This is a genomic window from Pseudomonas sp. S2_B07 (assembly GCF_054668435.1).
On record NZ_CP162769.1, the window covers coordinates 1,871,272 to 1,894,011 of the forward strand.

The following is a 22,740-nucleotide window of genomic DNA, read 5'->3' on the forward strand; positions in this document are numbered from 1 at the left end:
CCTTAGATCATCTCTTCGCCGCCCTTCCCGCCGAGAACGATTTCTCCGGCTTCGGCCATACGGCGGGCAATGGTGAGGATTTCTTTCTGCGCGGTTTCCACGTCGCTGACGCGCACCGGGCCTTTGGCCTCGAGGTCGTCGCGCAACAGTTCGGCCGCCCGTTTGGACATGTTCTTGAAGATCTTTTCCTTGACGCCTTCGTCCGAACCCTTGAGGGCCAGCACCAGCACGTCGGAAGACACTTCGCGCAGCAACGCCTGAATCCCGCGGTCGTCGACATCGGACAGGTTGTTGAACACGAACATGAGGTCTTCGATCTGACCGGACAGGTCTTCGTCGACTTCGCGGATCGAGTCCATCAGTTGACCTTCGATCGAGCTGTCGAGGAAGTTCATGATGTCGGCCGCACGCTTGATGCCACCCAGGGTGGTGCGCGAGGCATTCGAGTTGCCGGAGAACTGCTTCTCGAGAATCTGGTTGAGTTCTTTCAGGGCCGCTGGCTGCACAGTGTTCAGCGAGGAGACTCGCAAAATGATGTCCAGGCGTACCTTGTGGTCGAAGTTGCCGAGCACTTCGCCGGCCTGATCCGGGTCAAGGTACGCGACCACGATGGCCTGGATCTGTGGGTGCTCGTAACGGATCACGTCGGCGACGGCGCGCGGTTCCATCCACTTCAGGCTGTCGAGGCCGCTGGTGTTGCCACCCAGCAGGATACGGTCGATCAGGCCGTTGGCCTTGTCTTCGCCCAATGCCTGAGTGAGCATTTTGCGCACGTAGTCGTCGGAACCGACGCCCAGGCTGGTCTGGTCGCCGACGATGTCGACGAACTCGCTCATGACCTGTTCGACCTGCTCGCGGTGCACGTTGCCCATCTGGGCCATCGCTACACCCACGCGCTGGACCTCTTTAGGCCCCATGTGGCGCAACACCTGGGCAGCATCGGTCGAACCGAGGGACAGCAGCAGGATCGCGGCTTTGTCGACCTTGGTCAGTTTGGCGGCAACGGCTCGGTTATCACTCATCTGCGTTAATCCACTCTTTCACGACCTGGGCCACGCGACCCGGGTCTTCTGCCACCAGACTCTTGATTGCATTCAACTGTGCGTCATAGCCTTCGCTCGGGCTCGGCAGCAGGATGCTTTGCGGGCCGCCGAGGCTGACGCGGTCGTTGGCCAGTTCGCCGTCCAGGCCGCCCATGCCACCCAACTCGACGTCGCTGCCGATGCCGGCCAGTTGCTTGCCTTTGCCGCCACCGGTGATGTTGTTGAGCACCGGACGCAGCACACCGAACACCAGCACCAGGATGAACAACACGCCCAGCACTTGCTTGACGATGTCCCAGAACCACGGCTGCGAGTAGAACGGAATGTCGGCAATCACTTCACCGCGTTCTGCGGAGAACGGCATGTTGATCACGCTGACGCTGTCGCCACGGCTGGCGTCGAAACCGACCGCGTCCTGCACCAGGCGAGTGAAGCGCGCCAATTCGTCGGCGCTCCACGGCGCACGGGTGGTTTCGCCGTTAGCCGCGTTGACCTTGACCTGATCGTCGACCACCACCGACACCGACAGGCGATTCAATCGGCCCTGCTGTTGCTTGGTGTGGCTGATGGAACGGTCGAGTTCGAAGTTCTTGGTGGATTGTTGACGCTTGTCCGCCGGGTACGGCGCCAGCATTGGCTGACCGGTGGCCGGGTCCATGATTTGTTGACCGTTGGCATCGATCAACGGCTGGCCTGGCTGCACCATGCCGGCCGAGGCCGTCGAGCCGCCGGTGGTTTGCGGTGCCGAGGCTGGCGACGGTGGCTGGTTGCTCAAGGCCCCCGGCACACCTTGCGGGCCATTGCTGGCGGTGCGTTGTTCATTGACCGACTGCTCGCTGCGCAACGCCGGCTGATCCGGGTTGAACTGCTCGGAGGTCGACTCGACGGCGCTGAAATCAACATCGGCAGACACTTCGGCTTTATAGCGATCGTTGCCCAGCACCGGTTGCAGGATGTTGTGCACGCGCTGGGTCAGCATGGTTTCCATGCGGCGGCTGTAATCGAATTGCTTGCCGGCCATGGTCAGTTCGGAGTTCTCCGCCTGATCCGACAGCAGGTTGCCCTTCTGGTCGACGACGGTGATCTGCGATTTGCTCAGTTCAGGAACACTGGTCGCGACCAGGTTGATGATCGCGATCACCTGGCCCGGTTCCAGCGAACGACCGGAATACAGCTCAACCAGTACCGAAGCGCTTGGCTTGCGTTCATCACGCACGAACACCGAGCTTTTCGGAATCGCCAGGTGCACGCGGGCACCCTTGACGTTGTTCAGGCTGGAAATGGTCCGCGCCAGTTCGCCTTCGAGGCCGCGACGATAACGGGTCGCTTCCATGAACTGGCTGGTCCCCAGACCCTGGTCCTTGTCGAGGATTTCAAAACCGATGTTGCCGTCGCTGGGAGTGACACCAGCCGCCGCGAGTTTCAGTCGTGCACGGGACAAATCATCGGCCTTGACCAACAAGGCACCGGAGTTCGGTTCAACGGTGTAAGGAATATCGGCGGAGGCCAGGGTGTCCATGACCTGCTTGGCATCCATACCGGCAAGGCTGCCGTACAGAGGCCGGTAGTCCGGCTGCTGCGACCACAGCACCACGGCAAAACCAATCGCCACGCTCGCAGCCAGGCCGACCAACAGGCCTACCTGACGCAACATGGTCATCTCGGAGAGGTTTTCCAGGAAGGACAACCCGAACAGCGGCGGTTTGCCGTCTATTGGGGTGGCCTTGGCCGGAACGTTATCGGCGACTGCTTCTGCCATGACTCAATTCGTCCTTAAACCGGCATCTGCATGATGTCTTGGTAAGCCTGAACCAGTTTGTTGCGCACTTGCGTCAACGCCTGGAAAGACACGCTGGCCTTCTGCGAGGAAATCATCACGTCCGTCAGGTCAACGCCGCTTTTGCCGATTTCGAAGGCACTGGCCAGCTGATTGGATGCCTGCTGAGTGTCGTTCACTTTATTGACGGCCTGACCGAGCATGTCGGAAAAGCTGCTGCCACCCAATTCAGGGACTGCGGCAGTCGATTTCGGCGCAGACATGGCATCCATTTGCATGGAGCGCATATCCAGCATCAACCGATTAAATTCAATACCTTGGCTCATGATCTACTCTCGTTGGCGACCCGCAATTTTTTGACACTCACTCGGCGGGTACTGAGGTGTTAGCAACAAGGGTGCCAGCTCCGTGGCCACTGCAAACAAAAGCGCTCCCCTATTCAAGCCATAACGCACTATTTAGCAGCTGGCGAAGCCTCCGTCCGGCTGCCACAGGGGTCAGGTGGCGAACAGGTACGCTTCCACGTCCATGCCGGCGTCACGCATCTGCGCCAGCTTGTAGCGCAAGGTGCGCGGGCTGATGCCCAGGCGCTCGGCGGCCTCTTTGCGACGACCGCGCTCGGAACGCAGGGTATCGATGATCATCTGGAATTCCCGACGCCGCAGGTCATCGCCCAATGCGCCAGCCGACTCAGCATCCACCTCGACTGCTCGCAACGGTGCGGCTGCCAACGTCGGCAACGGCGCACAGGCCACCGGCCCCGACAGGCAGAAATCCTGCGGCTGGATCAAACCACCCTGCTGCAGAATCAACGCACGCTGGATCGCATTGTCCAGCTCACGCACATTGCCCGGCCACGGATAGCCGATCAGGCACGCCTGCGCCTCGGGCGACAGTTTCGCCGCCGCGTGCTTCATTTTATTGACGTGCTTGGCCAGCAGTCGCTCGGCCAACGGCAGGATGTCGGCGGTGCGCTCGCGCAGCGGACGCCAGGCCAGCGGAAACACCGACAGTCGATAGTAAAGGTCTTCACGAAAACGCCCCGCCGCCACTTCACCGGCCAGATCACGGTTGGTCGTGGCAACGACCCGAATGTCCAGGGTGATGGTTTTGCGTGCGCCAACGCGCTCGACTTCACGCTCCTGCAAAACCCGCAGCAGCTTGGCCTGCAGCCCAAGGGGCATTTCGGAGATTTCGTCGAGCAGAATGGTGCCGCCGTCGGCTTGCTCGAACTTGCCCGCCTGCGCTGCGATGGCACCGGTGAACGAACCCTTTTCATGGCCGAACAACGTGGCTTCGAGCATGTTGTCGGGGATCGCGGCGCAGTTGATCGCAATAAACGGCTGACTGGCGCGGTGGGAATGCTGGTGAATGTAGCGGGCCAGCACTTCCTTACCAGTGCCGGACTCGCCAGAGATCAATACCGTGGAATCACTGCGCGCCACTCGGGCGGCCAACTCCAGCAATTGCGCGCTGGCCGGCTCGAACGCCACCGGACCTTCGCCCTCGGCCGTACCGAGATTGCCCAACGCGTGACGCGCGACCAAATCCAGCAAGGCCTTCGGTTCGAACGGCTTGACCAGATAGTCCGCAGCGCCCTGGCGCATCGCATCGACTGCGCGCTCGACGGCGCCATGAGCGGTCATCAGCAATACCGGCAGTTGCGGCTGACGCGATCGCAGCAAGCCAAGCAACTGATGCCCGTCCATGCCCGGCATATTGACGTCGCTGATCACCAGATTGAACGCCTCGACGGCGACTGCCGCCAGCGCGTCCTCGGCCGAACCGACTGCCTTGAAATCGTGCCCCGCCAGCATCAGCGTATCGGCCAGCGCCTCGCGTAGCGCGCGGTCATCCTCGACCAGTAGAACCTTGATTGCCATGCCTTTCATTCCGCTCCCTGAGCGCCGGACTTGTCACCCGAAAAAAGCGGCAGGACCACCTGCGCACAGGTGCCACGCCCCGGCCGCGAGCGCAGTTGCAATTCGCCCTGATGCGCACGGGCCACGGCCTTGACCACGGTCAGGCCCAGGCCGGTTCCGGTGGTCTTGGTGGTAAAAAACGGCTCACCCAGACGCGCCAGCACCGTGCTGTCGATACCACTGCCGCTGTCGCTGACGCACACGCGCAGGCTCTCCTCGCGGGTGTACAAGTGAACCTTCAAACGGACATCACCGGCACTCGCCTGGATTGCATTCTCGATCAGGTTGAGGATCGCCCCGATCAGCGTGTCGCGGTTGCACAGCAACTCGCCAGCATGACTGTCGCACTGCCAACGCACGGGCAGGTCCTGGACCTGCGTCAGTGCCGCCGCTTGCAGCGATTGCATCAGTTGCTTGGGCGTGACGCGATCGGTCAGTGGCAACTCGCCGCGAGCAAACACCAGCATGTCGCGAACCTGATGCTCCAGCTCATGCAGACGCTCTTTCAGGCGACCGGCAAACCGCTGCTGTGTAGCGACCGGCAGTTCCTGCTCGGTCAAGTGACTGGCGTACAGCAATGCGGCCGACAACGGCGTGCGAATCTGATGCGCCAGCGAGGCAACCATTCGCCCCAGGGAAGACAAGCGTTCGTGGCGAGCCAGTTGATCTTGCAGATGACGGGTTTCAGTCAGGTCGTTAAGCAGCACCAATTGACCCGGCTCGGCGTCCAGCGAGCGAGTGGCGATCGAAAGTCGCCGACCGTCCTTGAGCGAGATTTCGTGACCGTCGTCCTTGCGAGGCGCGAAGCATCGGGCGATGACGTGACGCCAGAGTTCGCCTTCGAGCGGCAGCCCGAGCAATTCACACGCTGCCGGATTGGCTTCACGCACGATGCCTTGGGCATCGATGACGATGACACCACCGGGCAACAGGTCGAGGAGATTTTGCAGACGATTGGCCAGGCGTTCTTTTTCCGCCAGCTCTTGCATGCGCTGGGCACTGACCACCGCCAACTCGCCCTTGAGCTCGGTGACCCGGGCTTCAAGCATGCTGTAGGAATCGGTCAGCTGACTCGACATCTGGCTGAACAGCGCAAACGCCTGCTCAAGGCCAAGCCGGCTTGCCTGCTCTACGGACGACGGTTGTCCCGAAGCGTCTGGGACAGGAGACATCTGGGCGGCTTGGGGCATCGTGCTCTCTCGCTGGCTGACCGTCAGTTAAACGGAACGTTGCGAGGGATGTAGCAATACCCGTGCCTAAAAAAAACCACCGAAAAATGAAGGACTTGAAAAACAGGCGTCAATCCTCCGCCTGTTCATCTCCATCGCGACGGCTCATGCCGTACTTGCGCATCTTTTCCACCAGCGTGGTGCGCCGAATCCGCAGGCGTTCGGCGGCACGCGCGACAATGCCATTGGCATCATCCAGCGCCTGCTGAATCAGACCCTGTTCCAGACCACCGAGGTAGTCCTTCAGGTCCAGGCCTTCGGGCGGCAGCATGGCGTTGGCGGTGAAGTCCGGGGTGTGACCGTTGATGGCCACCCGCTCTTCCAGATCGCTGCGCAGGCTGTCGACCAGTTGCTCGTCTTCGTCGTCGACGTAGCGGAATTTCTTCGGCAACTCGACCACGCCGATCACTCCGTACGGGTGCATGATCGCCATGCGCTCCACCAGGTTGGCGAGTTCGCGAACGTTGCCCGGCCAGCCGTGACGGCACAGCGACATGATCGCTGCCGAGTTGAAACGAATCGAGCCGCGCTTCTCGTGCTCCATGCGCGAAATCAACTCGTTCATCAGCAACGGGATGTCTTCGACGCGCTCGCGCAATGGCGCCATCTCGATCGGGAACACGTTCAGGCGATAGTACAAGTCTTCGCGGAAGGTGCCGATCTCGATCATGCTTTCGAGATTCTTGTGAGTCGCGGCAATGATGCGCACGTCGACGCTTTGGGTCTTGTTGCTGCCCACGCGCTCGAACGTACGCTCCTGAAGCACGCGCAGCAGCTTGACTTGCATCGGCAGCGGCATGTCGCCGATTTCATCAAGGAACAGCGTACCGCCGTTGGCCAGTTCGAAACGCCCTGCACGGCTGGTGATCGCCCCGGTGAAGGCGCCCTTCTCGTGGCCGAACAATTCGCTTTCCAGCAACTCGGCCGGGATCGCCCCGCAGTTGACCGGAACGAACGGCGCGTCACGACGCTTGGAGTGGTAGTGCAAGTTGCGCGCAACCACTTCCTTGCCAGTACCGGACTCACCAAGAATCAGCACGCTGGCGTCGGTGTCGGCCACTTGCTGCATCATCTGACGGACGTGTTGAATCGCCCGGCTGGTGCCGACAAGGCTGCGGAACAGATTGGGTTCACGGTGACGACCGCGTTCGCGGGCCTGGTCGTACATCTCGCGATAGACCTGGGCACGGTGCAGGGAGTCGAGCAATTTGCTGTAGCTGGGCGGCATTTCGAGGGTCGAAAGCACTCGGCGACGCTGGTCTTCTGGCAGGTCAACGGAAGAATTATCGCCCATTAACAAAACCGGAAGGAACTCATCCCAGGTTGCGAGTGTCTTTAACAAGCCCGTAAGTGCGCCAGGAGCATTGACCGTCCCGATCAGGACGCAGATTACTTCACGACTTGATGACAAAGAGCCGACAGCCTGCTGCCAGTCATGGCTTCCGCAGGGTAAATTTTCTTCACCGAGAAAATTTAAAATCACCGCCAGGTCGCGGCGGCGGACGCTATCGTCATCAATCAGCAGAATTTTGGTTTCACGCCACATGCAATAGCAACTTCCCTAGTCAACTCAATGCCCAAAAATGATGGGGCAAGCTAGACGCTTGCAGACACATTCTGCCTGTACACGCCTGAAATCTGTAACCAGCCACTAGTTAAGTCAAAAAACCGTGCACAGTCAAATTTATGGCGCACTATGTTTGGATTAACCGAGGATTAATTAACCAAACAGATGGTAAACCTTTGCCGCGTTCTGTGCTTGATGGATCTGCGACATCTCGTCGACTATCGCTTGCCTCTCCCCCGTCGCGGCTTCAAGCAGCTGCTTGTAGACCCCCAGCAACTCCTCAAGGTTGTCGCGCAACGCGGCCTCGTCCACCGAAGCCTCACTCAAAACGTCTTCCATGCAGGATCGGCACGCCAGATCCAACTCACCGATGGCTTCCCAATTGCGCTCGGCCAATGCACCGACCAGGGCGTCGCGGGTGTGTTCGATTCGCTGCAATACAAGACTCATGGTGATCTCCTTAAAACTGCGGACCCGGTGCGGCAATACCATCCCAACCGTCTTTGACTGTACGAAGCAAATCAGCGACTTCGTCGAGAATCTTCGGGTCAGTCTTGATGTTGGCTTCAGCCAGGCGCTTCATCATGTAGGCATAGAGATTGTCGAGCTCACCGACGGTTTCGATGGAGTTCTCAAGGTCCAGACCTTCACGCAAACCACCGATGATGCCGATGGCCTTGCCGATCAAAACACCCTTGTTAGGAATGTCTTTACGCTCCATGGCGCCTTTGGCCTGGGCAATACGGTCCAGACCACCTTCCATCAGCATCTGTACCAGTCGATGAGGGCTGGCTTCGGAAGTTTGCGCTTGAGCGCCAATCTTCTGGTATTGGCGAAGGGCTAACATTGGATTCATGTTGTACCTCATCAAAATTCTGTAGTTCGTCTAACCAGTGTATCGACAACGCGTCAAAAAACTTTAGATTCAAATGCAAAAAGCCCGGAGCGCTTGAAAACGCTGCCGGGCTTTTGGCGTTTTGCGTGTTACGAGTTCTTCTGCTGCGCGGCCATGGCCTCGAACATTCCGGTGATGTTGCTGGCGGTTGCCTTCAACTTACCGACGAGGGTATCCATGTCGTTGTACTTTTTGGTCAGTACAGCGGTCAGTGTTTCGACCCGACGATCCAAGGCAGCCTGATCAGCCGTCAGCTTGGTTTTGGTTACATTCAGGTTGGTGGTGCGAGTGTCGAGAATGCCACCGGTATCGGTGTACGGCTTGATCACATTGTTCATGCGTTCGAGCAGACCGTTGGTGCCGGTAAACAGGGTCTGGACTTCGCCACCGAGCTTCTTGTCGTTCATCGCAGCAGTGAACTTGGTGCCGTCGAAGTTCAACGCACCGGTCTTTTGGTCCGTGGTGATCCCCAACTGCGAGAGCACGGTCAGCTTGTCGCCGGCACCGGTCTGGGACAACGGCCCACGAATAGCAGCCAACAGCGAGCGCGGCAACGGGTCACCGGTCAGCGCAGCCGAGACAGTCGGCTTGCCATCGTCGTCCAGGGACGGCTTGGTCAAGGACGTCACCGCGTTGGCAACGGCGTTGTAGGCGTCGACAAACTTCTGGATCGATGCCTTCAGACCATCGTTGTTGGTCGCAACGTTAACGGTCGATGTACCGGCGCCGGTCAGGACCAGGCTCAAGCCAGAGATCGTCTTGTCGACGGTGTTGGACTTGCTGGTCATCGCCAGGCCATCCACCGAGAACACCGCATCCGCCGCCAGGCCGCCAATCGCACCCGAAGAAGTGGCGGTCGGTACGGCCGCCATAGGGGCTGTGCCGTCGATGGTCAGCTCGGGGATACCGGTCGCGGAGATATCGGAACCTGCACCCGTCGTGGTCGAACCCAACACCAGGCGCGAACCGAAGCTGTCGGTCACGATGTTGGCACTCAGGCCGCTGGCCTGGTACTGGCTGTTGATCGAATCACGCACCGATTGCAACGTGGCGCCCGCACCGACGGTCACCGGATAGCTGGTGCCGTTCTGGGTGATGGTCAGCGTGCCTGCCGTGATCGGACTGGTCGCGCCGCCAGCAAAGGCCGCAGAGGCGACTTTCGAGGAGGTAGCCAGACTGGTGACTTTGACCACGTAATTGCCGGCAACAGCGGTGTTGCTGGACGTGGAAGTCAGTACTTTGGGGTCGGAGGACGTTGCCGAATAACCCGTGAACTGAGGGGTGGTGGTGCTGCCCAGATCGGTGAGTGCTTTCTGGAACGTGGCCAGCAGCGACTTCAGCGTACCAATCCCGGAGATGCTCGCCGTGTTGGTCGTGGTCCCACGGTCGATCTGACCTTGTTTGGCCGCTTTGTCAGCGTTGACCAAGGCTTTGACGATAGCACCGGTATCAAGGCCTGAACCTAAACCCGTGCCCGGTAAAATTGGACTTGCCATGTGGAACTCCCTTCAGTGTGTCGCCGGTCTTTTGACCACTACAACGCCCAAAAGAACATAGCAACAAAATTCGTGCCAGCTGTCAGGCTTTCGCGCTGAACAACAAGCTGCTTGCATCATTCAAACTATTGGCCAGTTTCAAGACTTCTTCGTTGGGGATCTGGCGAACCACCTCACCCGACTCACTGGCAATGACTTTCACCACGACTTGCCCTGAAGGCTCATCGATCGAGAACTCCAGGTTACGCTTGACCGACTGAACGAATTTTTCAATTTCCTGGACCGCCATTTTCAGCTTGTCCTGTTCAGTTTGAGCCGTCTTGCGCGCGTCCTTGACGTCGACCACTTTCGCGGGCGCCGCTTGAGGCTTTTCCGCAGCCTTGTCGGCAACCGGAGTCGCGTGCTTGGCCGCCGGATAAGACAAGTTCAGCTTCACGCTCATATCCATGTCCATCACCTCTAAAAGTAAAAAAGCGAGAGGGCACGACCAGCGCACACCCCTCGCCAAAACTCAATCAGCTATTACTGAAGCAGTTTCAGTACAGCGGATGGCAGTTGGTTGGCCTGAGCCAGAACTGCGGTGGAAGCTTGTTGCAGAGTTTGTTGCTTGGTCAGCTGTGCAGTTTCAGCAGCGAAGTCGGTATCTTGTACGCGACCCAGTGCAGCGGCGGCGTTTTCGTTGATGTTCTGCAGGTTGGAGATGGTGCTGGTCAGACGGTTTTGTGCAGCACCCAGGTCGGCACGGCTGGTGTTGATGGTTTGCAGAGCCACGTCGATCTTGGTGATTGCAGCAGAGAACGAAGCCTGAGCAGTTGCCGAGCTGTTACCAGTGATCTGCAGGGTAGCCGAGTCAACAGACAGGGTTACGGCGTCGAAGCCGGAAGCCAGGGTCAGAGTGATCTGGTTAGCCGAACCGGTGTTGGAACCGACCTGGAAGGTCATGGTGCCAGCAGTACCGTCGATCAGGTTTTTGCCGTTCAGGTTGGTCGACTTGGCGATACGAGTCAGTTCGTCCGACATTGCCGCGAATTCTTTGTTCAGCGCGACGCGGTCTTGAGTACCGTTCGAGTCGTTTCGTGCCTGAACAGCCAGTTCACGCATACGCTGCAGAATGTTGGTCGATTCCTGCATCGCGCCTTCAGCGGTCTGAGCGATCGAGATACCGTCGTTGGCGTTTTTGATAGCCATGGTCTGACCGCGGATTTGCGAGGTCATACGGGTAGCGATTTGCAGGCCGGCGGCGTCGTCTTTAGCGCTGTTGATTTTCAGGCCGGAAGACAGGCGAGACATCGAAGTCGACAGAGCGTCGGAAGCACGGTTGAGGTTCTTCTGAACGTTCAACGATGTGACGTTGGTGTTTACTGTTAAAGCCATGACGAATTCCTCGTTGGTTGGGTACTGCGGCTTCCGGCCCTGGCAACCGCCGGGTATGGCCTAGAGAACCTTCGTAATAGTTATCGTCGCCAATGCAACTTGCTTTAGGGGATTTTCAAAAATATTTGCCATCACGTTGCCACCCCCTGTAAATCAAGGGGTTGGCAGCGTGATAACAACGAAAAGCTGACGTCAGGGAACTGTCGGCGACGGGATTGGCGAGGACTCGCCTGCACCGACAGAAGAAAAATTGCTTAAAGGGACAGGCTGTCGGTCAGCAACTCGACCAGTTCGTACTCCAGATAATCTGCCAGGGCGAGCCAGTTCTGTGCTTCCTGACACGCAAACATCTGACCGAGCACAAACGCCCATTGCTGCTGTACGTCCTGCGCCTTGGTATCGAACGTCGGGTGAACCGCACCAACCAGCTCGGTCATCGCCAGCCCCGCTTCTACATCGCGCCCCAGACGGAACAAGGTGGCGCAGTGCTGTGCTTCGGCAATAAAAGATTCACGAGCACTCATGAGGCGATCTCCGGATGAAAAACGGTTCCGGCGATCATCGCCCCTGCCCGACTGCTGTTATAGAAGCGCACCTGCGGATGGCCGGCGATAAACCGCTCCAGCTCACACAAATAGCTGCGGAAATTGAGCTGAGTCTTGATGCGCTGCCCGTGACCATCCAGCACCCAGTGTTTGGCGGCGCCCAGTTGCGGTCCCAGGTCGCCGTCGTTCCAGCCTGCGTGGGTCTTGTCGCCAGGGAAGGCGAAGTCGGCACCGAACAAAGTGATTTGCGTTGCGCCCATCTTCACCGCCAGGTCGGCGGCCGGGTGAATCACGCTACCGCCGACATACAACTCGCCCCTGGGCAATTGCGCACGCAACGACTGGTAGATCGGACTGGCGGAGTAACTGCAATGACGTGTCCCTTGCCAGGCTTCGAGCACCAATGGATCGAGCATGGGCATGTACACCAGCGTGATGTCGGCCGTGTCTTCCGGCGGCAAGTGCCGGGCTGAAATGCGCTGGTCGATGCTGACCACCACGTCGGGACGGATGCCATGCTTGAGCAATGGGCGAAAAGCGGTGTCGACGCAGATGAACAACGGCCGCTCAGCCTGGCTGCGAATGACGCGCAATGTCTCGAAATGCTGTTCCAGGCTCGGGCCGGTGGCAATGACGAACACCTCCTGGCCGGGACGGGTAGCGAATAATTCGGTCACGTCAGGATCGGTTTGCACCAGCGCCAGACACGCTTGCATGCGCTCGATAATTTCGGGCGACTGCGGGTCGAACTCTCGGTTGTTGAAGGCCAGGTGAGTTTCGCTGATCAGGCGATCACGAATCTTCGCACTGAAGTCATCGGCCAGGACCAGTTCAGACGGCAAGGCAAAAAACGGCAGCTTGATTTCCGCAAGATCACCGGCATACAGCAGCTCGACTCGCGGATCGCTGAGCCACGGCTGCTGATCAAGCAATTGCAGCACCAGGTTGAACACCGCACCGTTGAGGATGTGCACGTACAAGCGCTCAAGCCCGATGCGCTCAAGCAACGCCGTTTGCAGATCGCCAAGACCGGTGCCGTAAACATGCAGCACCGGGCTGTCGAGCGGCAAGCTGTCAGCCTGGACCCTGGCCTCGCGGCTGCGATCATGGCGGCTGGTCAACTGAATGCCGTTGATGCTCAACGTCGAGCCCAGGCCTTCCACCAGATCCGCCTGCAACAGGCTCGTGTCTTCCACCAGCAAGCGCACAGCCAATGCCGGCCAGCGCTGCTGGATGACATCGACGTTGTGCTCAAAGAACTCGCTCATGCCGCCTCGCTTATTGTCCGGGCAAAAAAATAGCGCTCAAGATTACACCTTGAGCGCTTTTTTTGTGTCTGGCTTTCTTTGACTGAAGCGTCGCCGTCAAGGGCGATAGATGATCGCCGAGCCCCACGACAAACCAACGCCGAAACCACTCAGCGCTACACGCTTCCAGCTGGAATCCAGTACGTGCTTTTCCAGCAGCAATGGAATGCTCGACGACACGGTATTGCCGGTCTCGACCATGTCCTTGAGGAACTTCTCCGGCTCGCCTTCGAAGCGCCGTGCCACGGCATCGACAATGGCCGCACTGCCCTGGTGAATGCAGAACGCATCGACATCGTCAGCCGTCAGTTGCGAATCGGCCAGCAGCTCATGCAAATGCGCCGGGACTTTGAGCAACGCAAAGTTGAACACCTGACGACCGTTCATGAAGAACACGCCATCGGTCACTTTCAGGTGAGGCGCGCCGGAACCGTCGGTGCCAAACTTGGCCTTGCCCAACTGCCATGGAGCGTTTTCGCCCATCCAGGTGGCGGTGGCGGCATCGCCGAACAGCATGGTGGTGTTGCGGTCTTCGGGGTCGACGATCTTGGAATATGGATCGGCCGTGATCAGCAGGCCATTCTTCAGGCCGGCGGCTTCCATGAAGCCCTTGATTGCGTAGATGCCATAGACGTAGCCGGAGCAGCCCAGGGAAATATCGAACGCCGCCACGGTGGTGGGCAGACCGAGTTTGTCCTGAACGATGGCCGCGGTGTGTGGCAGGCCTTCTTCGTCACCGTTCTGGGTGACCACGATCAGCACATCGACCGCTTCACGTTTCAAATCAGGATTATTGGCGAACAGCGCATTGGCTGCTTCGACGCACAGGTCCGAGGTTTCTTGCCCATCGTCTTTGCGCGGCAGGAAAGCGGAACCGATCTTGCCAAGGATGAATTCTTCATCCTTCTCGAATTTTGCACCTTGTGCGTAATTGTCTATGCCGGCTACAGGAACGTAGCTCGCAATGCTTTTTATGCCAATCATTACGGCTTCCCAATAATAAACAGCCCAATACCACCGCTCGCAAGGATTCGAGGGCGCCGACAAACAGAGAAAAACGTCGCCCCGAAGCCGCGACGGCGGGAAGAATAAAAGGCTATCACTGGGCCAGAAACAGGCCAGGCGCCACCTTCCCGATTTATACAATACAGTGAAGATGCGCGTTATGACTCACAGGTCACTCTATTTTGCCGAATCAAGCCGATAAGGTGTTATTCGACCAAGGACCAGTCCAGCGGGGTTCCACGCGTGATAGCGTGGCGGGCGCGGCGGCCCAGAAGGGTTTCAGCGTGCTTGGGGGCCAGGCCCAGCCCCGGACGGATGGCGCGCAGATTGGCCGTGGTGAAGGGCTCGCCGGCGGCCATGTCCTGGGTGACATAGAGCGAGCGACGGTAAACAAGGGATTTGCGCTCGGCTTCTGTCACGCCGTAATGCACCTGGCCCATCGCCTGCCAGGCACGCTCGGTCTCGACGACCAGACTGGCCAGCTCCGCCGGTTCCAGCGAAAAACTGGCATCCACGCCACCGGCCGCGCGGTCGAGGGTGAAGTGCTTCTCCACCACCGTCGCCCCCAGCGCCACCGCGGCCACGGAAACGCCAACCCCCATGGAGTGATCGGACAAACCGACCTGGCAACCGAACAATTCACGCAGATGGGGAATCGTTCGCACATTGCTGTTGGCCGGAGTCGCGGGATAGGTGCTGGTGCACTTGAGCAGCACCAGGTCCTTGCAACCGGCCTCACGGGCCGCGCGCACGGTTTCATCGAGCTCGGCGATGCTGGCCATGCCGGTGGAAATGATCAACGGCTTGCCCGTGCCGGCGACCCGGCGAATCAGCGGCAAGTCGGTGTTCTCGAAACTGGCGATCTTGTAAGCCGGCACGTCGAGGCTTTCGAGGAAGTCGACGGCGCTGTCATCGAACGGTGTGGAGAATGCCAGCATCCCCAGTTCCTTGGCCCGGGCAAAAATCGGTGCATGCCACTCCCACGGTGTATGCGCTTTTTCGTACAAGGCATATAGCGATGTGCCCGCCCACAGACTGTTGGGGTCCTTGATGAAGAACTCACCTTCGGACAGGTCCAGGGTCATGGTCTCGGCCGTGTAGGTTTGCAGTTTCAAGGCGTGGGCGCCGGCCTTGGCCGCCGCTTCGACGATTTGCAGCGCCATGTCCAGCGACTGGTTATGGTTGCCACTCATCTCGGCGATGATGAAGGGCGGCGCGTCAGCACCGATCAAGCGGTTGCCGATCTTGAAACTAGTCATTGCGGTGATCCTTCAATACGCGCGTGAACGCGCAGGCACTCTGAGTGAAACCGGCTTCGCGAAAGACCTTCAGCGACGGCTGGTTGGACGGCAAAACCTGAGCAGTGATGGCGGTCAGTTGTGGCCAATGACGGGTGACGAAGGCCTCGCCCCGCGCCAGCAGCGCCCTGCCCCAGCCCAGCCCGAAACGGCCTTCGAACAGATAAATCGACACTTCGGCTTCAACGCCACGCCGGTCATAACGCAGCACACCGACCGGGCCGTCATCCGCCTCGGCGATCAATAACAAGCGCTGGTCATTGCTCAGGCTGGCGGTCAGCCAGTTTTGATGGGCTTGCCGGTCAATGACACCGGTCTCCAGCGACCAGCGCCGCACGGCCTGGGCATTGCGCCCCTCGAACAACAACGTCGAATCGCCCAGGGTCGCCGGGCGTATCTGTAAAACCGCACCGGCCAATGCCGCCGCCACACGCTGCGCGCCACGGCCATCGACCCATTGCCGGGAGCGTTCGGCGAGGCTCTGGCGCAAGCCCTGATTGTCCGCGACAAATCCCACGGCCTGACGCAGCTGTTCAACACAGACCTGCTCACGCGGCCCCAGGTAGACATGGGCCCCCGCTGCCGCCATGACTTCGCCATTGGCCTGCTGATTATTCGACACAGCGATGCAAATCGTCGGCAGCCCCAGCGCCGCCCGCTCCCAGCTGGTACCGCCACCGGCACCGACAAACAAGTCGGCCTCGGTCATCAACCGGTAGAAGTCGCTGACAAAACTGTGCAAACGCCAGTTTGGACGATCTGCCGCCAACGCCTGCATCTGTTCCCAGGCCGGATTATCGGCACCGGCCACAAAATCGACGTCCAGCTCATGGAAGTCCGCCATCGCCAACATCGCATGATGCGTCTGCATTGCCGCATCGAAACCGCCGAAATTCACCAGCACCCGCTTGGCCCGGGGTTTGATCTCGATGGCCGCGCAGTTGAACTCATCACGCAGCATCGCAAAACGCGGGCCGAGCAAGGTCTGGCAACCCCGCGGCAGCAGCGAGGCATAAGCCTCAGGTGTACCGGACAGGTTCTGATTGAGCAGCAGATCGACGCTATAGGTGCGCGTCGCAAGGTCATCCACCGCTGCGATCCGGGTTGCCCAGCGTCGGGCTGCGGTTTGCCAGTGATGATCGAGGCCATAGTGGTCGACAATGATCCAGTCGAACGCCGGCTGGTCTTCCAGCACCTGTGCCAATGCGTCGATGTCCGCTTGCCACGGCAGCATCGATTCGATGGCTTGTTGCGGATCTTCATCAGGATAACGATCCGGCAGCGCAAAGGTTTCGAAGCCCTCACCCGCCAAAGCATCCAGTCGATGGCCCGGCAGCAGACGACAGGCAAACGCCACGTGCGAACCCTGCTTGCGCAAGGTTCTGGCCAGTGGCAACAGGCGCGCGATATGGCCGCTGCCAATCGTCGGCGAAGCGTCGGAACGAATCAGCACTCTCATTGCACTTCACCGCCGGCTTTCAATGCCGCGTACAGATATTCGGCACGCTTCCAGTCTTCAACGGTGTCGATGTCTTGCACCAGATACCGCGGCAAAATCACTGGCAGGCTCGCCGGGGAAAACAGTACATCGCCGCGCAACCAGGCTTCGCGACGCCCCCAGTAAAACTGGCCGGCGTCCTGAAAGGCTTCGGGCAAATCCTGGGAACGGGTCGTGCGAAATTCCGGGTAAAGCGAGGTCAAGGCGCCCTCTTCGTCGAGGGTCAAGGCACGCTGCACGGGGAAGCCGAAACCGGCGACGGAAAATGCAAACGATTTGTCTGGATGCCGCTTGAGCAATTCCAGCCCCTGGCGCAGATACCGCGCTTGCAACAGCGGCGCGGTCGCATAGACGCAGCAGGCAAAGTCGAACGCCGGCAGTTCATTCAAGGCATGAACCATCACCGCCGCCGTGCCGGTGAAATCATCCGCCAACGACGCCGGACGCATGAACGGTACGTGAGCCCCATGCGCCCGGGCAACCTCGGCAATTTCTTCATCGTCGGTGCTGACAACCACCTGATCGAACAGCGCTGAATCCAGCGCCGTACGAATCGAGCGAACGATCATCGGCACGCCGTCGAACGGCTTGAGGTTCTTGCGGGGAATACGCTTGCTGCCACCTCGGGCCGGAATGATCGCAACGCTGCTCAAGGTACTACTCCTCAAGGACCAGCCGTCGCAACTGCTCGACCACGTAATCCTGTTGTTCATCGCTCAGTAAAGGAAACAGCGGCAGGCTGATGGCCTCGGCGTAGTAACGCTCCGCTTGCGGGAAGTCCCCCTCGGAAAATCCCAGGTCACGATAATACGGCTGCAAATGCACCGGAATATAGTGCAGGTTCACCCCGACCCCGGCGGCTCGCAAGCCTTCGAACACCTGCCGATGACTGAGATTGATGCGCTCCGTCTGCAGGCGCACCACGTACAGGTGCCATGCCGATTCGGCCTCGGGCTGAATGCTCGGCAGGGTCACCGGCAAGTACGCCAGCAACCGCTCATAACGCGCCACCAGTTCACGACGACGGTCGATAAACCCGTCAAGTTTACCCAGCTGTGACAACCCAAGGGCTGCTTGCAGGTCAGTGATGCGGTAATTGAAGCCCAGCTCCACTTGCTGGTAATACCATGGACCGTGACTGGGTTCGGTCATGTGCTGCGGATCGCGGGTCATGCCGTGGCTGCGCAGACGTTGCAAGCGTTCAGCCAGCTGCGGGCGATTGGTCAGCACCATGCCACCTTCGGCACTGGTGATGATCTTGACCGGGTGGAAACTGAACACCGTCATGGCGGCGAATTCGCCACAGCCCACCGGGCGACCGGCGTAGGAGGCGCCAACCGCATGGGATGCGTCTTCGATGACCGTGAAGCCATAGCGCTCGGCCAGTTCGGCGATCATGCGCATGTCACAGCTTTGTCCGGAAAAGGCCACCGCCACCAGCACTTTGGGCAGCGTGCCGCTGTCTTCGGCTGCTTCCAGCTTTGCTTTCAGGGCATAGGCATCGAGGTTCCAGGTCAACGGATCGATGTCGACGAAATCCACGTCGGCACCGCAATAACGACCACAGTTGGCCGAGGCCAAAAAGGTGTTCGGCGTGGTCCACAAACGATCGCCCGGCCCAAGCCCCGCCGCCAGGCAAGCGATGTGCAGCGCCGCCGTGGCGTTGCACACCGCCACCGCGAAACCGGCCTGGCAACGTTCGGCCATGGCCTGTTCGAAACGCTCGATGGTCGGCCCTTGCGTGAGCCAGTCAGACTGCAACACGGCAACCACCGCATCGATGTCTGCCTGATCGAGGCTTTGCCGACCGTAAGGAATCATGCCGACAACTCGGCGTGCAGGTCTGCGATCTGACCCACCGACAGGAAGTGCGGGTTGGTGTCGGAGCGGTATTCGAAGTCCTCGCTCACGGCATTCCCCTGTTCGCCCAGATTGTCCACGGCAAAATCCACGTCGACACTGGTGAAGCGGATCGACGGCTGAATCGTGTAGTGATCGGCGAACTCCAGGGTCATCCGCGCGTCGTCCAGCGGCACCATCAATTCATGGAGTTTTTCGCCCGGGCGAATCCCGACGTTCTTGTGCGGCAGGTGTTCAGCCATGCCCTGCGCCAGATCAACGATGCGAATCGATGGAATCTTCGGCACAAACACTTCACCGCCGTGCATGCGCGCAAAGCTGTCGAGCACGAATTGCACGCCGTGATCGAGGGTGATCCAGAAACGCGTCATGCGTTCATCGGTGATCGGCAGTTCAGTGGCGCCTTCACGGATCAGCTTGCTGAAGAACGGCACCACCGAGCCCCGCGAACCGGCCACGTTGCCGTAGCGGACCACGGCAAAGCGCGTTTGCTGTTCACCGGCAATGTTGTTGGCAGCGACAAACAGTTTGTCCGACAGCAACTTGGTCGCGCCGTACAGGTTGATCGGGCTGGCGGCCTTGTCGGTGGACAGCGCGACGACTTTTTTCACACCGTTGTCGATGGCCGCGGCGATGATGTTCTCGGCGCCATTGACGTTGGTACGAATACATTCAGTCGGGTTGTATTCCGCCGCCGGCACTTGCTTCAGGGCGGCGGCATGCACCACGTAATCGATACCGCGCATGGCCTGGCGCAAACGCTCGGCGTCGCGCACATCACCCAAAAAGTAACGCATGCACGGGGCATTAAACGTCTGCTGCATTTCGTACTGCTTGAGCTCATCGCGCGAGAACACGACGACGCGTTTTGGCTGGTATTGCTCCAGCAGCCGACGAATGAAGTTGCGCCCGAACGAGCCGGTGCCGCCGGAGATGAAAATCGATTTACCGTTAAACATGCCTTGAGTCCTTGTACCTGTCAGCCAGGCTTAAGCGAGCAACTGCGTCCAGTTCACACTGGAGGCTGCGCCGAGGGTAAAGCCCTTGCCGGTCAAGGCCAGGTTCTGGTTGTACGCCGCGTCTTGAGCGAAGCGCGCGCGCCACTTGTCTTGCAGGGCCGCGGCCGTTTGCGGTGCATCCGGCAACAGGCCCGGGTGCAGCATCTGCGCTTGCGGGCACCAGACGATCAGGTAACCGGCGTCGGCGGCTTTCAGGCACAGGTCGATGTCAGCAAACGCTTCGTCGAAATGCTCTTCGTCCAGACCGCCAACGGCCTCGTACAGCTCCTTGCGCACCATCATGCAAGCGCCGGACACTGCCGAGTAGTTCTGTTCAACCTGGTGACCGTTCATGTAGCCCTTGGCATCTTTGCGCTCATCGACAAACACCGAACCGACCACGCCGTTCAAGCCCAGTACCAGACCTGCTTGTGTGGTCGCTCCACGGAAGTTCATCAGCTTGCCGCCGACAATCCCGACTTCCGGACGCTGGGCCTGATTGAGCAGGCTGTCGAGCCAGTTGGAATTGACCACTTCAGCTTCGGCCGACATCAACACCACGTAGGCGCCCTTGGCTTCACTGACCGCAAAGTTATGCAGCGCCGAGGCGCTCAAGCGTTTACCGGTGCGCAGGACGCGCAGGCGATCGCCCTTGCCTTCCAGGCTGGTCAGCCAGGTCGCCAGTTCTTCGGACTGGCTGTGGTTATCGGCGATCAGGATTTCATGCTGCTGGTAACGGGTACGTTGCAGCACGCTGACCACCGCGCGTTGCAGGTGCTCCAGATTGTCCTGACTGTGCAGGATGATCGAGACCTTTGGCCGCGCGGCATGCTGGTAATCGATCTGCCAGGTTTGAGGCAGCCCGGAGCTGACCTGACCGCGATAGCCGCGGGCGGTCAGGTGACGGGTCAGGGTTTGACGCTCGTGAGGGTTTTCCTCGACGGACGCCACGTTGCAGATCAGCAGCGGCTCGGCCAGATGCGCCAGGCCACCCAGGCCGCCGTCTTCGATCAGACGCAGCAACAGGTCGAACTCCAGCGCCGACAGGTATTCAGCCGAGTAGCCTCCCGCGTTCACCAATACGTCACGCTGGATCAGCCAGTGGCGGGCCATCAGCGACGGCACGGTTTGCAGCAGATCAAGGTTGACGCCCGGACGGAACACATCCGCCAGTGAGCCGTTTTCCTGACGCTGGATTTCATCCATCGCCACAGCACGAATGCCTTCGGCGCCCATCAGTTCGAGGCTGGCGCGCAGCAGACCGCTGGCGGTGAACTGATCACCGGCCTCAGCCAGTACCAGCCAGTCGGCGGTGGACTGGTTGACGCTCTGGTTGATGCGCTCGACGTAATTGGTGGCGGTGACTTTGACGAAATGCACGGTGTCACGCGGTGTGGTGGTCGCCGGCAAATCACCGGTGGTGAACACCACGACCTTGAACGCCTTGCAATTACCAGCGACCAGGCTGTCGAAGGTGGCCTGCAACTTGACCATGTCGGCGTCGAGGTCCAACAGCATGATGCCGAACTGCGGGCCGCCATTGCGTTTACGCAGCTGCGCCTCAATCACCTTGAGCTGCTTGGCATCCGGGTTGCGTGCATCGAGCCAGTTCAGCAAGCGCCCGGACGGCATGTTCTCGAACAACGATTGCTCGTCCTGTGCCGGCACCGACGCCAGGCGTTCGGCCCAGGCTTGCAGCTTGAGGCCTTCTTCGGGCTCATCGGAATCCTTTAACGACTCGACCAGACGCGACACCACCGTGCGGTTGAACGCATACAGGCTCAGGGCTTCCCACAAACGGCTGCGCAAGGTGCGCTCGTTGTCGTTGGGGTGCACGCGCATCAGCTCATGTTGCTTGAGCAAGAGGCCTTCCAGTTCCTGCAGCTGCAACTTGCCGGCCGGCATGGTGTGCAGCAGGAATTCGAACTCGGTCAGCAAATCGAAAACCGGCTGGTTGTAGAACGGCATCTCGACAAACTGCATCTGACCAAACAGACGCGAAGGGTCGTTGCCAGCCTGTAGCCAGGTCGAGGTGAAAATCATCGTGCCCTGCAACGAACGCATGTTGGTCAGGCAGTCGGCCATGGTGGCGAAACTGTCCAGCGCCACCTGCTTGCCTTCGGCCAGTGTCTTGTGGGACATGCCGGTCGGCAACGACGCCAGAAACTCGGCAAAGCGCTCGCGATCGGCCACGGTTTTTGCGTCCTTGAGCGTCAACACCGTCAGCACGTTGGTGTTGTGCTCCGAGGCACCGTAAGGGATTTCCCGCACGGCGAACGGGATCGGCAAGATCCGCGCCTTGGCGCGCGCGAGCATGTAATAGGCATGGCCGATTTCCTGCCATTCGAAGCTGGTGCCCGGCAGCAACGCGTTGTGCCAGTCCTGCAGCAACTCGGTACGGCTGACCGCGTAGAACGGCGGCAGGAAGTGCCCCATGAATTGCGTCAGGCGTTCTTCGGCCGACTCCGAGCAATAGTCCTCCGGGCCCTTGCGGTCGCGGCGGAAGTAATTCACTTCCGTGGCGCGCGCCAGGTACATGATCCCGTAGCCGTGGCACATGCCGTAGTCGGCGTTGTCTTCGAGAAACTCCAGCGACTCGGTGACCGCATCGTGCAGCAGGAAATCGTCATCGGCGGCCAGCACCATGTACGGCGTGGTCACCTGATTCACGCCATAGGCGAGTTTGTCCTGCAACCCGGTGTAGGTGAATTGCGGCAGGTGCCGGTAATCGACCATCGGGTAATCACGGGCGATGTTCTCGTCGCTTTTCAGCGAAGAGTCCAGGACCAGAATCGTGCAGGGATAGCTGCTGTAATACTGCAAGGTGCGCCGCAGGTAGGCGTTGCGGTTGTGGGAAATCACCACCACCGTCAACCGTTCATTCAGCGGTGCCACATCGTTTCGAGCAGTGTTTTGAACGCGCATA

At 59.6% G+C, this 22,740-nt stretch carries 20 protein-coding genes; all 20 read right to left on the minus strand.

Annotation, left to right across the window (positions count from 1 at the left end):
* Positions 1-2 precede the first annotated feature (2 nt).
* Positions 3-1,022, minus strand: a complete 1,020-nt coding sequence (fliG, locus tag AB4N43_RS08730) for a flagellar motor switch protein FliG (RefSeq protein WP_007894195.1) — start codon at positions 1,020-1,022, stop codon at positions 3-5.
* Positions 1,015-2,802 carry a flagellar basal-body MS-ring/collar protein FliF gene (gene fliF / locus AB4N43_RS08735; RefSeq protein WP_059181381.1) on the minus strand — a complete coding sequence of 596 codons (1,788 nt, stop codon included), beginning with the start codon at positions 2,800-2,802 and terminating at the stop codon, positions 1,015-1,017. Before fliF ends, fliG begins: the two co-directional genes overlap by 8 nt.
* Before the next feature lie 14 nt (positions 2,803-2,816).
* Positions 2,817-3,146, minus strand: a complete 330-nt coding sequence (gene fliE / locus AB4N43_RS08740) for a flagellar hook-basal body complex protein FliE (RefSeq protein WP_008072611.1) — start codon at positions 3,144-3,146, stop codon at positions 2,817-2,819.
* Positions 3,147-3,317: 171 nt separating this feature from the next.
* Positions 3,318-4,703, minus strand: coding sequence for a sigma-54-dependent transcriptional regulator (locus tag AB4N43_RS08745; RefSeq protein WP_027922353.1), 1,386 nt, complete (start codon positions 4,701-4,703; stop codon positions 3,318-3,320).
* A 5-nt stretch (positions 4,704-4,708) separates the two neighbouring features.
* Positions 4,709-5,914 (minus strand): sensor histidine kinase, encoded by a 1,206-nt coding sequence (locus AB4N43_RS08750; RefSeq protein ID WP_460153779.1) that lies wholly within the window; start codon positions 5,912-5,914, stop codon positions 4,709-4,711.
* 127 nt (positions 5,915-6,041) lie between these two features.
* Positions 6,042-7,517 (minus strand): sigma-54 dependent transcriptional regulator, encoded by a 1,476-nt coding sequence (locus tag AB4N43_RS08755; RefSeq protein WP_027922351.1) that lies wholly within the window; start codon positions 7,515-7,517, stop codon positions 6,042-6,044.
* Between the two features lie 174 nt (positions 7,518-7,691).
* Positions 7,692-7,988 (minus strand): hypothetical protein, encoded by a 297-nt coding sequence (locus tag AB4N43_RS08760; protein ID WP_008044601.1) that lies wholly within the window; start codon positions 7,986-7,988, stop codon positions 7,692-7,694.
* A gap of 10 nt (positions 7,989-7,998) precedes the next feature.
* Entirely contained in the window at positions 7,999-8,394 is a 396-nt protein-coding gene (fliS, locus tag AB4N43_RS08765; protein ID WP_027922350.1) for a flagellar export chaperone FliS, read from the minus strand.
* Positions 8,395-8,522: 128 nt separating this feature from the next.
* Positions 8,523-9,929: a flagellar filament capping protein FliD gene (fliD, locus tag AB4N43_RS08770; protein ID WP_027922349.1), complete on the minus strand. Its 1,407-nt coding sequence runs from the start codon at positions 9,927-9,929 to the stop codon at positions 8,523-8,525.
* Between the two features lie 82 nt (positions 9,930-10,011).
* The gene (locus AB4N43_RS08775; RefSeq protein WP_027922348.1) at positions 10,012-10,377 is read right to left on the minus strand and encodes a flagellar protein FlaG; all 366 of its coding nucleotides are present in this window, start codon (positions 10,375-10,377) and stop codon (positions 10,012-10,014) included.
* A 74-nt stretch (positions 10,378-10,451) separates the two neighbouring features.
* Positions 10,452-11,303 carry a flagellin domain-containing protein gene (locus AB4N43_RS08780; RefSeq protein WP_027922347.1) on the minus strand — a complete coding sequence of 284 codons (852 nt, stop codon included), beginning with the start codon at positions 11,301-11,303 and terminating at the stop codon, positions 10,452-10,454.
* Between the two features lie 254 nt (positions 11,304-11,557).
* Positions 11,558-11,827 carry a hypothetical protein gene (locus tag AB4N43_RS08785; protein ID WP_027922346.1) on the minus strand — a complete coding sequence of 90 codons (270 nt, stop codon included), beginning with the start codon at positions 11,825-11,827 and terminating at the stop codon, positions 11,558-11,560.
* Positions 11,824-13,116 (minus strand): motility associated factor glycosyltransferase family protein, encoded by a 1,293-nt coding sequence (locus AB4N43_RS08790; protein ID WP_027922345.1) that lies wholly within the window; start codon positions 13,114-13,116, stop codon positions 11,824-11,826. Before AB4N43_RS08790 ends, AB4N43_RS08785 begins: the two co-directional genes overlap by 4 nt.
* A 96-nt stretch (positions 13,117-13,212) precedes the next feature.
* On the minus strand, positions 13,213-14,139 hold the full coding sequence (locus AB4N43_RS08795) for a ketoacyl-ACP synthase III (protein WP_027922344.1): 927 nt from the start codon (positions 14,137-14,139) through the stop codon (positions 13,213-13,215).
* 227 nt (positions 14,140-14,366) lie between these two features.
* On the minus strand, positions 14,367-15,419 hold the full coding sequence (gene pseI, locus AB4N43_RS08800; RefSeq protein WP_027922343.1) for a pseudaminic acid synthase: 1,053 nt from the start codon (positions 15,417-15,419) through the stop codon (positions 14,367-14,369).
* Positions 15,412-16,917 carry a UDP-2,4-diacetamido-2,4,6-trideoxy-beta-L-altropyranose hydrolase gene (gene pseG, locus AB4N43_RS08805; protein WP_410921348.1) on the minus strand — a complete coding sequence of 502 codons (1,506 nt, stop codon included), beginning with the start codon at positions 16,915-16,917 and terminating at the stop codon, positions 15,412-15,414. Before pseG ends, pseI begins: the two co-directional genes overlap by 8 nt.
* Positions 16,914-17,609: a pseudaminic acid cytidylyltransferase gene (gene pseF, locus AB4N43_RS08810; RefSeq protein ID WP_027922341.1), complete on the minus strand. Its 696-nt coding sequence runs from the start codon at positions 17,607-17,609 to the stop codon at positions 16,914-16,916. The genes pseG and pseF overlap by 4 nt, the downstream gene beginning before the upstream one ends.
* Positions 17,610-17,613: 4 nt before the next feature.
* On the minus strand, positions 17,614-18,777 hold the full coding sequence (gene pseC / locus AB4N43_RS08815; RefSeq protein WP_027922340.1) for a UDP-4-amino-4,6-dideoxy-N-acetyl-beta-L-altrosamine transaminase: 1,164 nt from the start codon (positions 18,775-18,777) through the stop codon (positions 17,614-17,616).
* Positions 18,774-19,775 (minus strand): UDP-N-acetylglucosamine 4,6-dehydratase (inverting), encoded by a 1,002-nt coding sequence (pseB, locus tag AB4N43_RS08820; RefSeq protein WP_027922339.1) that lies wholly within the window; start codon positions 19,773-19,775, stop codon positions 18,774-18,776. The genes pseC and pseB overlap by 4 nt, the downstream gene beginning before the upstream one ends.
* A gap of 30 nt (positions 19,776-19,805) precedes the next feature.
* Positions 19,806-22,739, minus strand: coding sequence for a TIGR00180 family glycosyltransferase (locus AB4N43_RS08825; RefSeq protein WP_460153784.1), 2,934 nt, complete (start codon positions 22,737-22,739; stop codon positions 19,806-19,808).
* Position 22,740 lies beyond the last annotated feature (1 nt).

Coding starts and splice junctions, on each gene's coding strand:
- fliG (WP_007894195.1), bottom strand. CDS start 1,022: ATGAGTGATAACCGAGCCGTTGCCGCCAAACTGACCAAGGTCGACAAA.
- fliF (WP_059181381.1), bottom strand. CDS start 2,802: ATGGCAGAAGCAGTCGCCGATAACGTTCCGGCCAAGGCCACCCCAATA.
- fliE (WP_008072611.1), bottom strand. CDS start 3,146: ATGAGCCAAGGTATTGAATTTAATCGGTTGATGCTGGATATGCGCTCC.
- AB4N43_RS08745 (WP_027922353.1), bottom strand. CDS start 4,703: ATGGCAATCAAGGTTCTACTGGTCGAGGATGACCGCGCGCTACGCGAG.
- AB4N43_RS08750 (WP_460153779.1), bottom strand. CDS start 5,914: ATGTCTCCTGTCCCAGACGCTTCGGGACAACCGTCGTCCGTAGAGCAG.
- AB4N43_RS08755 (WP_027922351.1), bottom strand. CDS start 7,517: ATGTGGCGTGAAACCAAAATTCTGCTGATTGATGACGATAGCGTCCGC.
- AB4N43_RS08760 (WP_008044601.1), bottom strand. CDS start 7,988: ATGAGTCTTGTATTGCAGCGAATCGAACACACCCGCGACGCCCTGGTC.
- fliS (WP_027922350.1), bottom strand. CDS start 8,394: ATGAATCCAATGTTAGCCCTTCGCCAATACCAGAAGATTGGCGCTCAA.
- fliD (WP_027922349.1), bottom strand. CDS start 9,929: ATGGCAAGTCCAATTTTACCGGGCACGGGTTTAGGTTCAGGCCTTGAT.
- AB4N43_RS08775 (WP_027922348.1), bottom strand. CDS start 10,377: ATGGATATGAGCGTGAAGCTGAACTTGTCTTATCCGGCGGCCAAGCAC.
- AB4N43_RS08780 (WP_027922347.1), bottom strand. CDS start 11,303: ATGGCTTTAACAGTAAACACCAACGTCACATCGTTGAACGTTCAGAAG.
- AB4N43_RS08785 (WP_027922346.1), bottom strand. CDS start 11,827: ATGAGTGCTCGTGAATCTTTTATTGCCGAAGCACAGCACTGCGCCACC.
- AB4N43_RS08790 (WP_027922345.1), bottom strand. CDS start 13,116: ATGAGCGAGTTCTTTGAGCACAACGTCGATGTCATCCAGCAGCGCTGG.
- AB4N43_RS08795 (WP_027922344.1), bottom strand. CDS start 14,139: ATGATTGGCATAAAAAGCATTGCGAGCTACGTTCCTGTAGCCGGCATA.
- pseI (WP_027922343.1), bottom strand. CDS start 15,419: ATGACTAGTTTCAAGATCGGCAACCGCTTGATCGGTGCTGACGCGCCG.
- pseG (WP_410921348.1), bottom strand. CDS start 16,917: ATGAGAGTGCTGATTCGTTCCGACGCTTCGCCGACGATTGGCAGCGGC.
- pseC (WP_027922340.1), bottom strand. CDS start 18,777: ATGATTCCTTACGGTCGGCAAAGCCTCGATCAGGCAGACATCGATGCG.
- pseB (WP_027922339.1), bottom strand. CDS start 19,775: ATGTTTAACGGTAAATCGATTTTCATCTCCGGCGGCACCGGCTCGTTC.
- AB4N43_RS08825 (WP_460153784.1), bottom strand. CDS start 22,739: ATGCGCGTTCAAAACACTGCTCGAAACGATGTGGCACCGCTGAATGAA.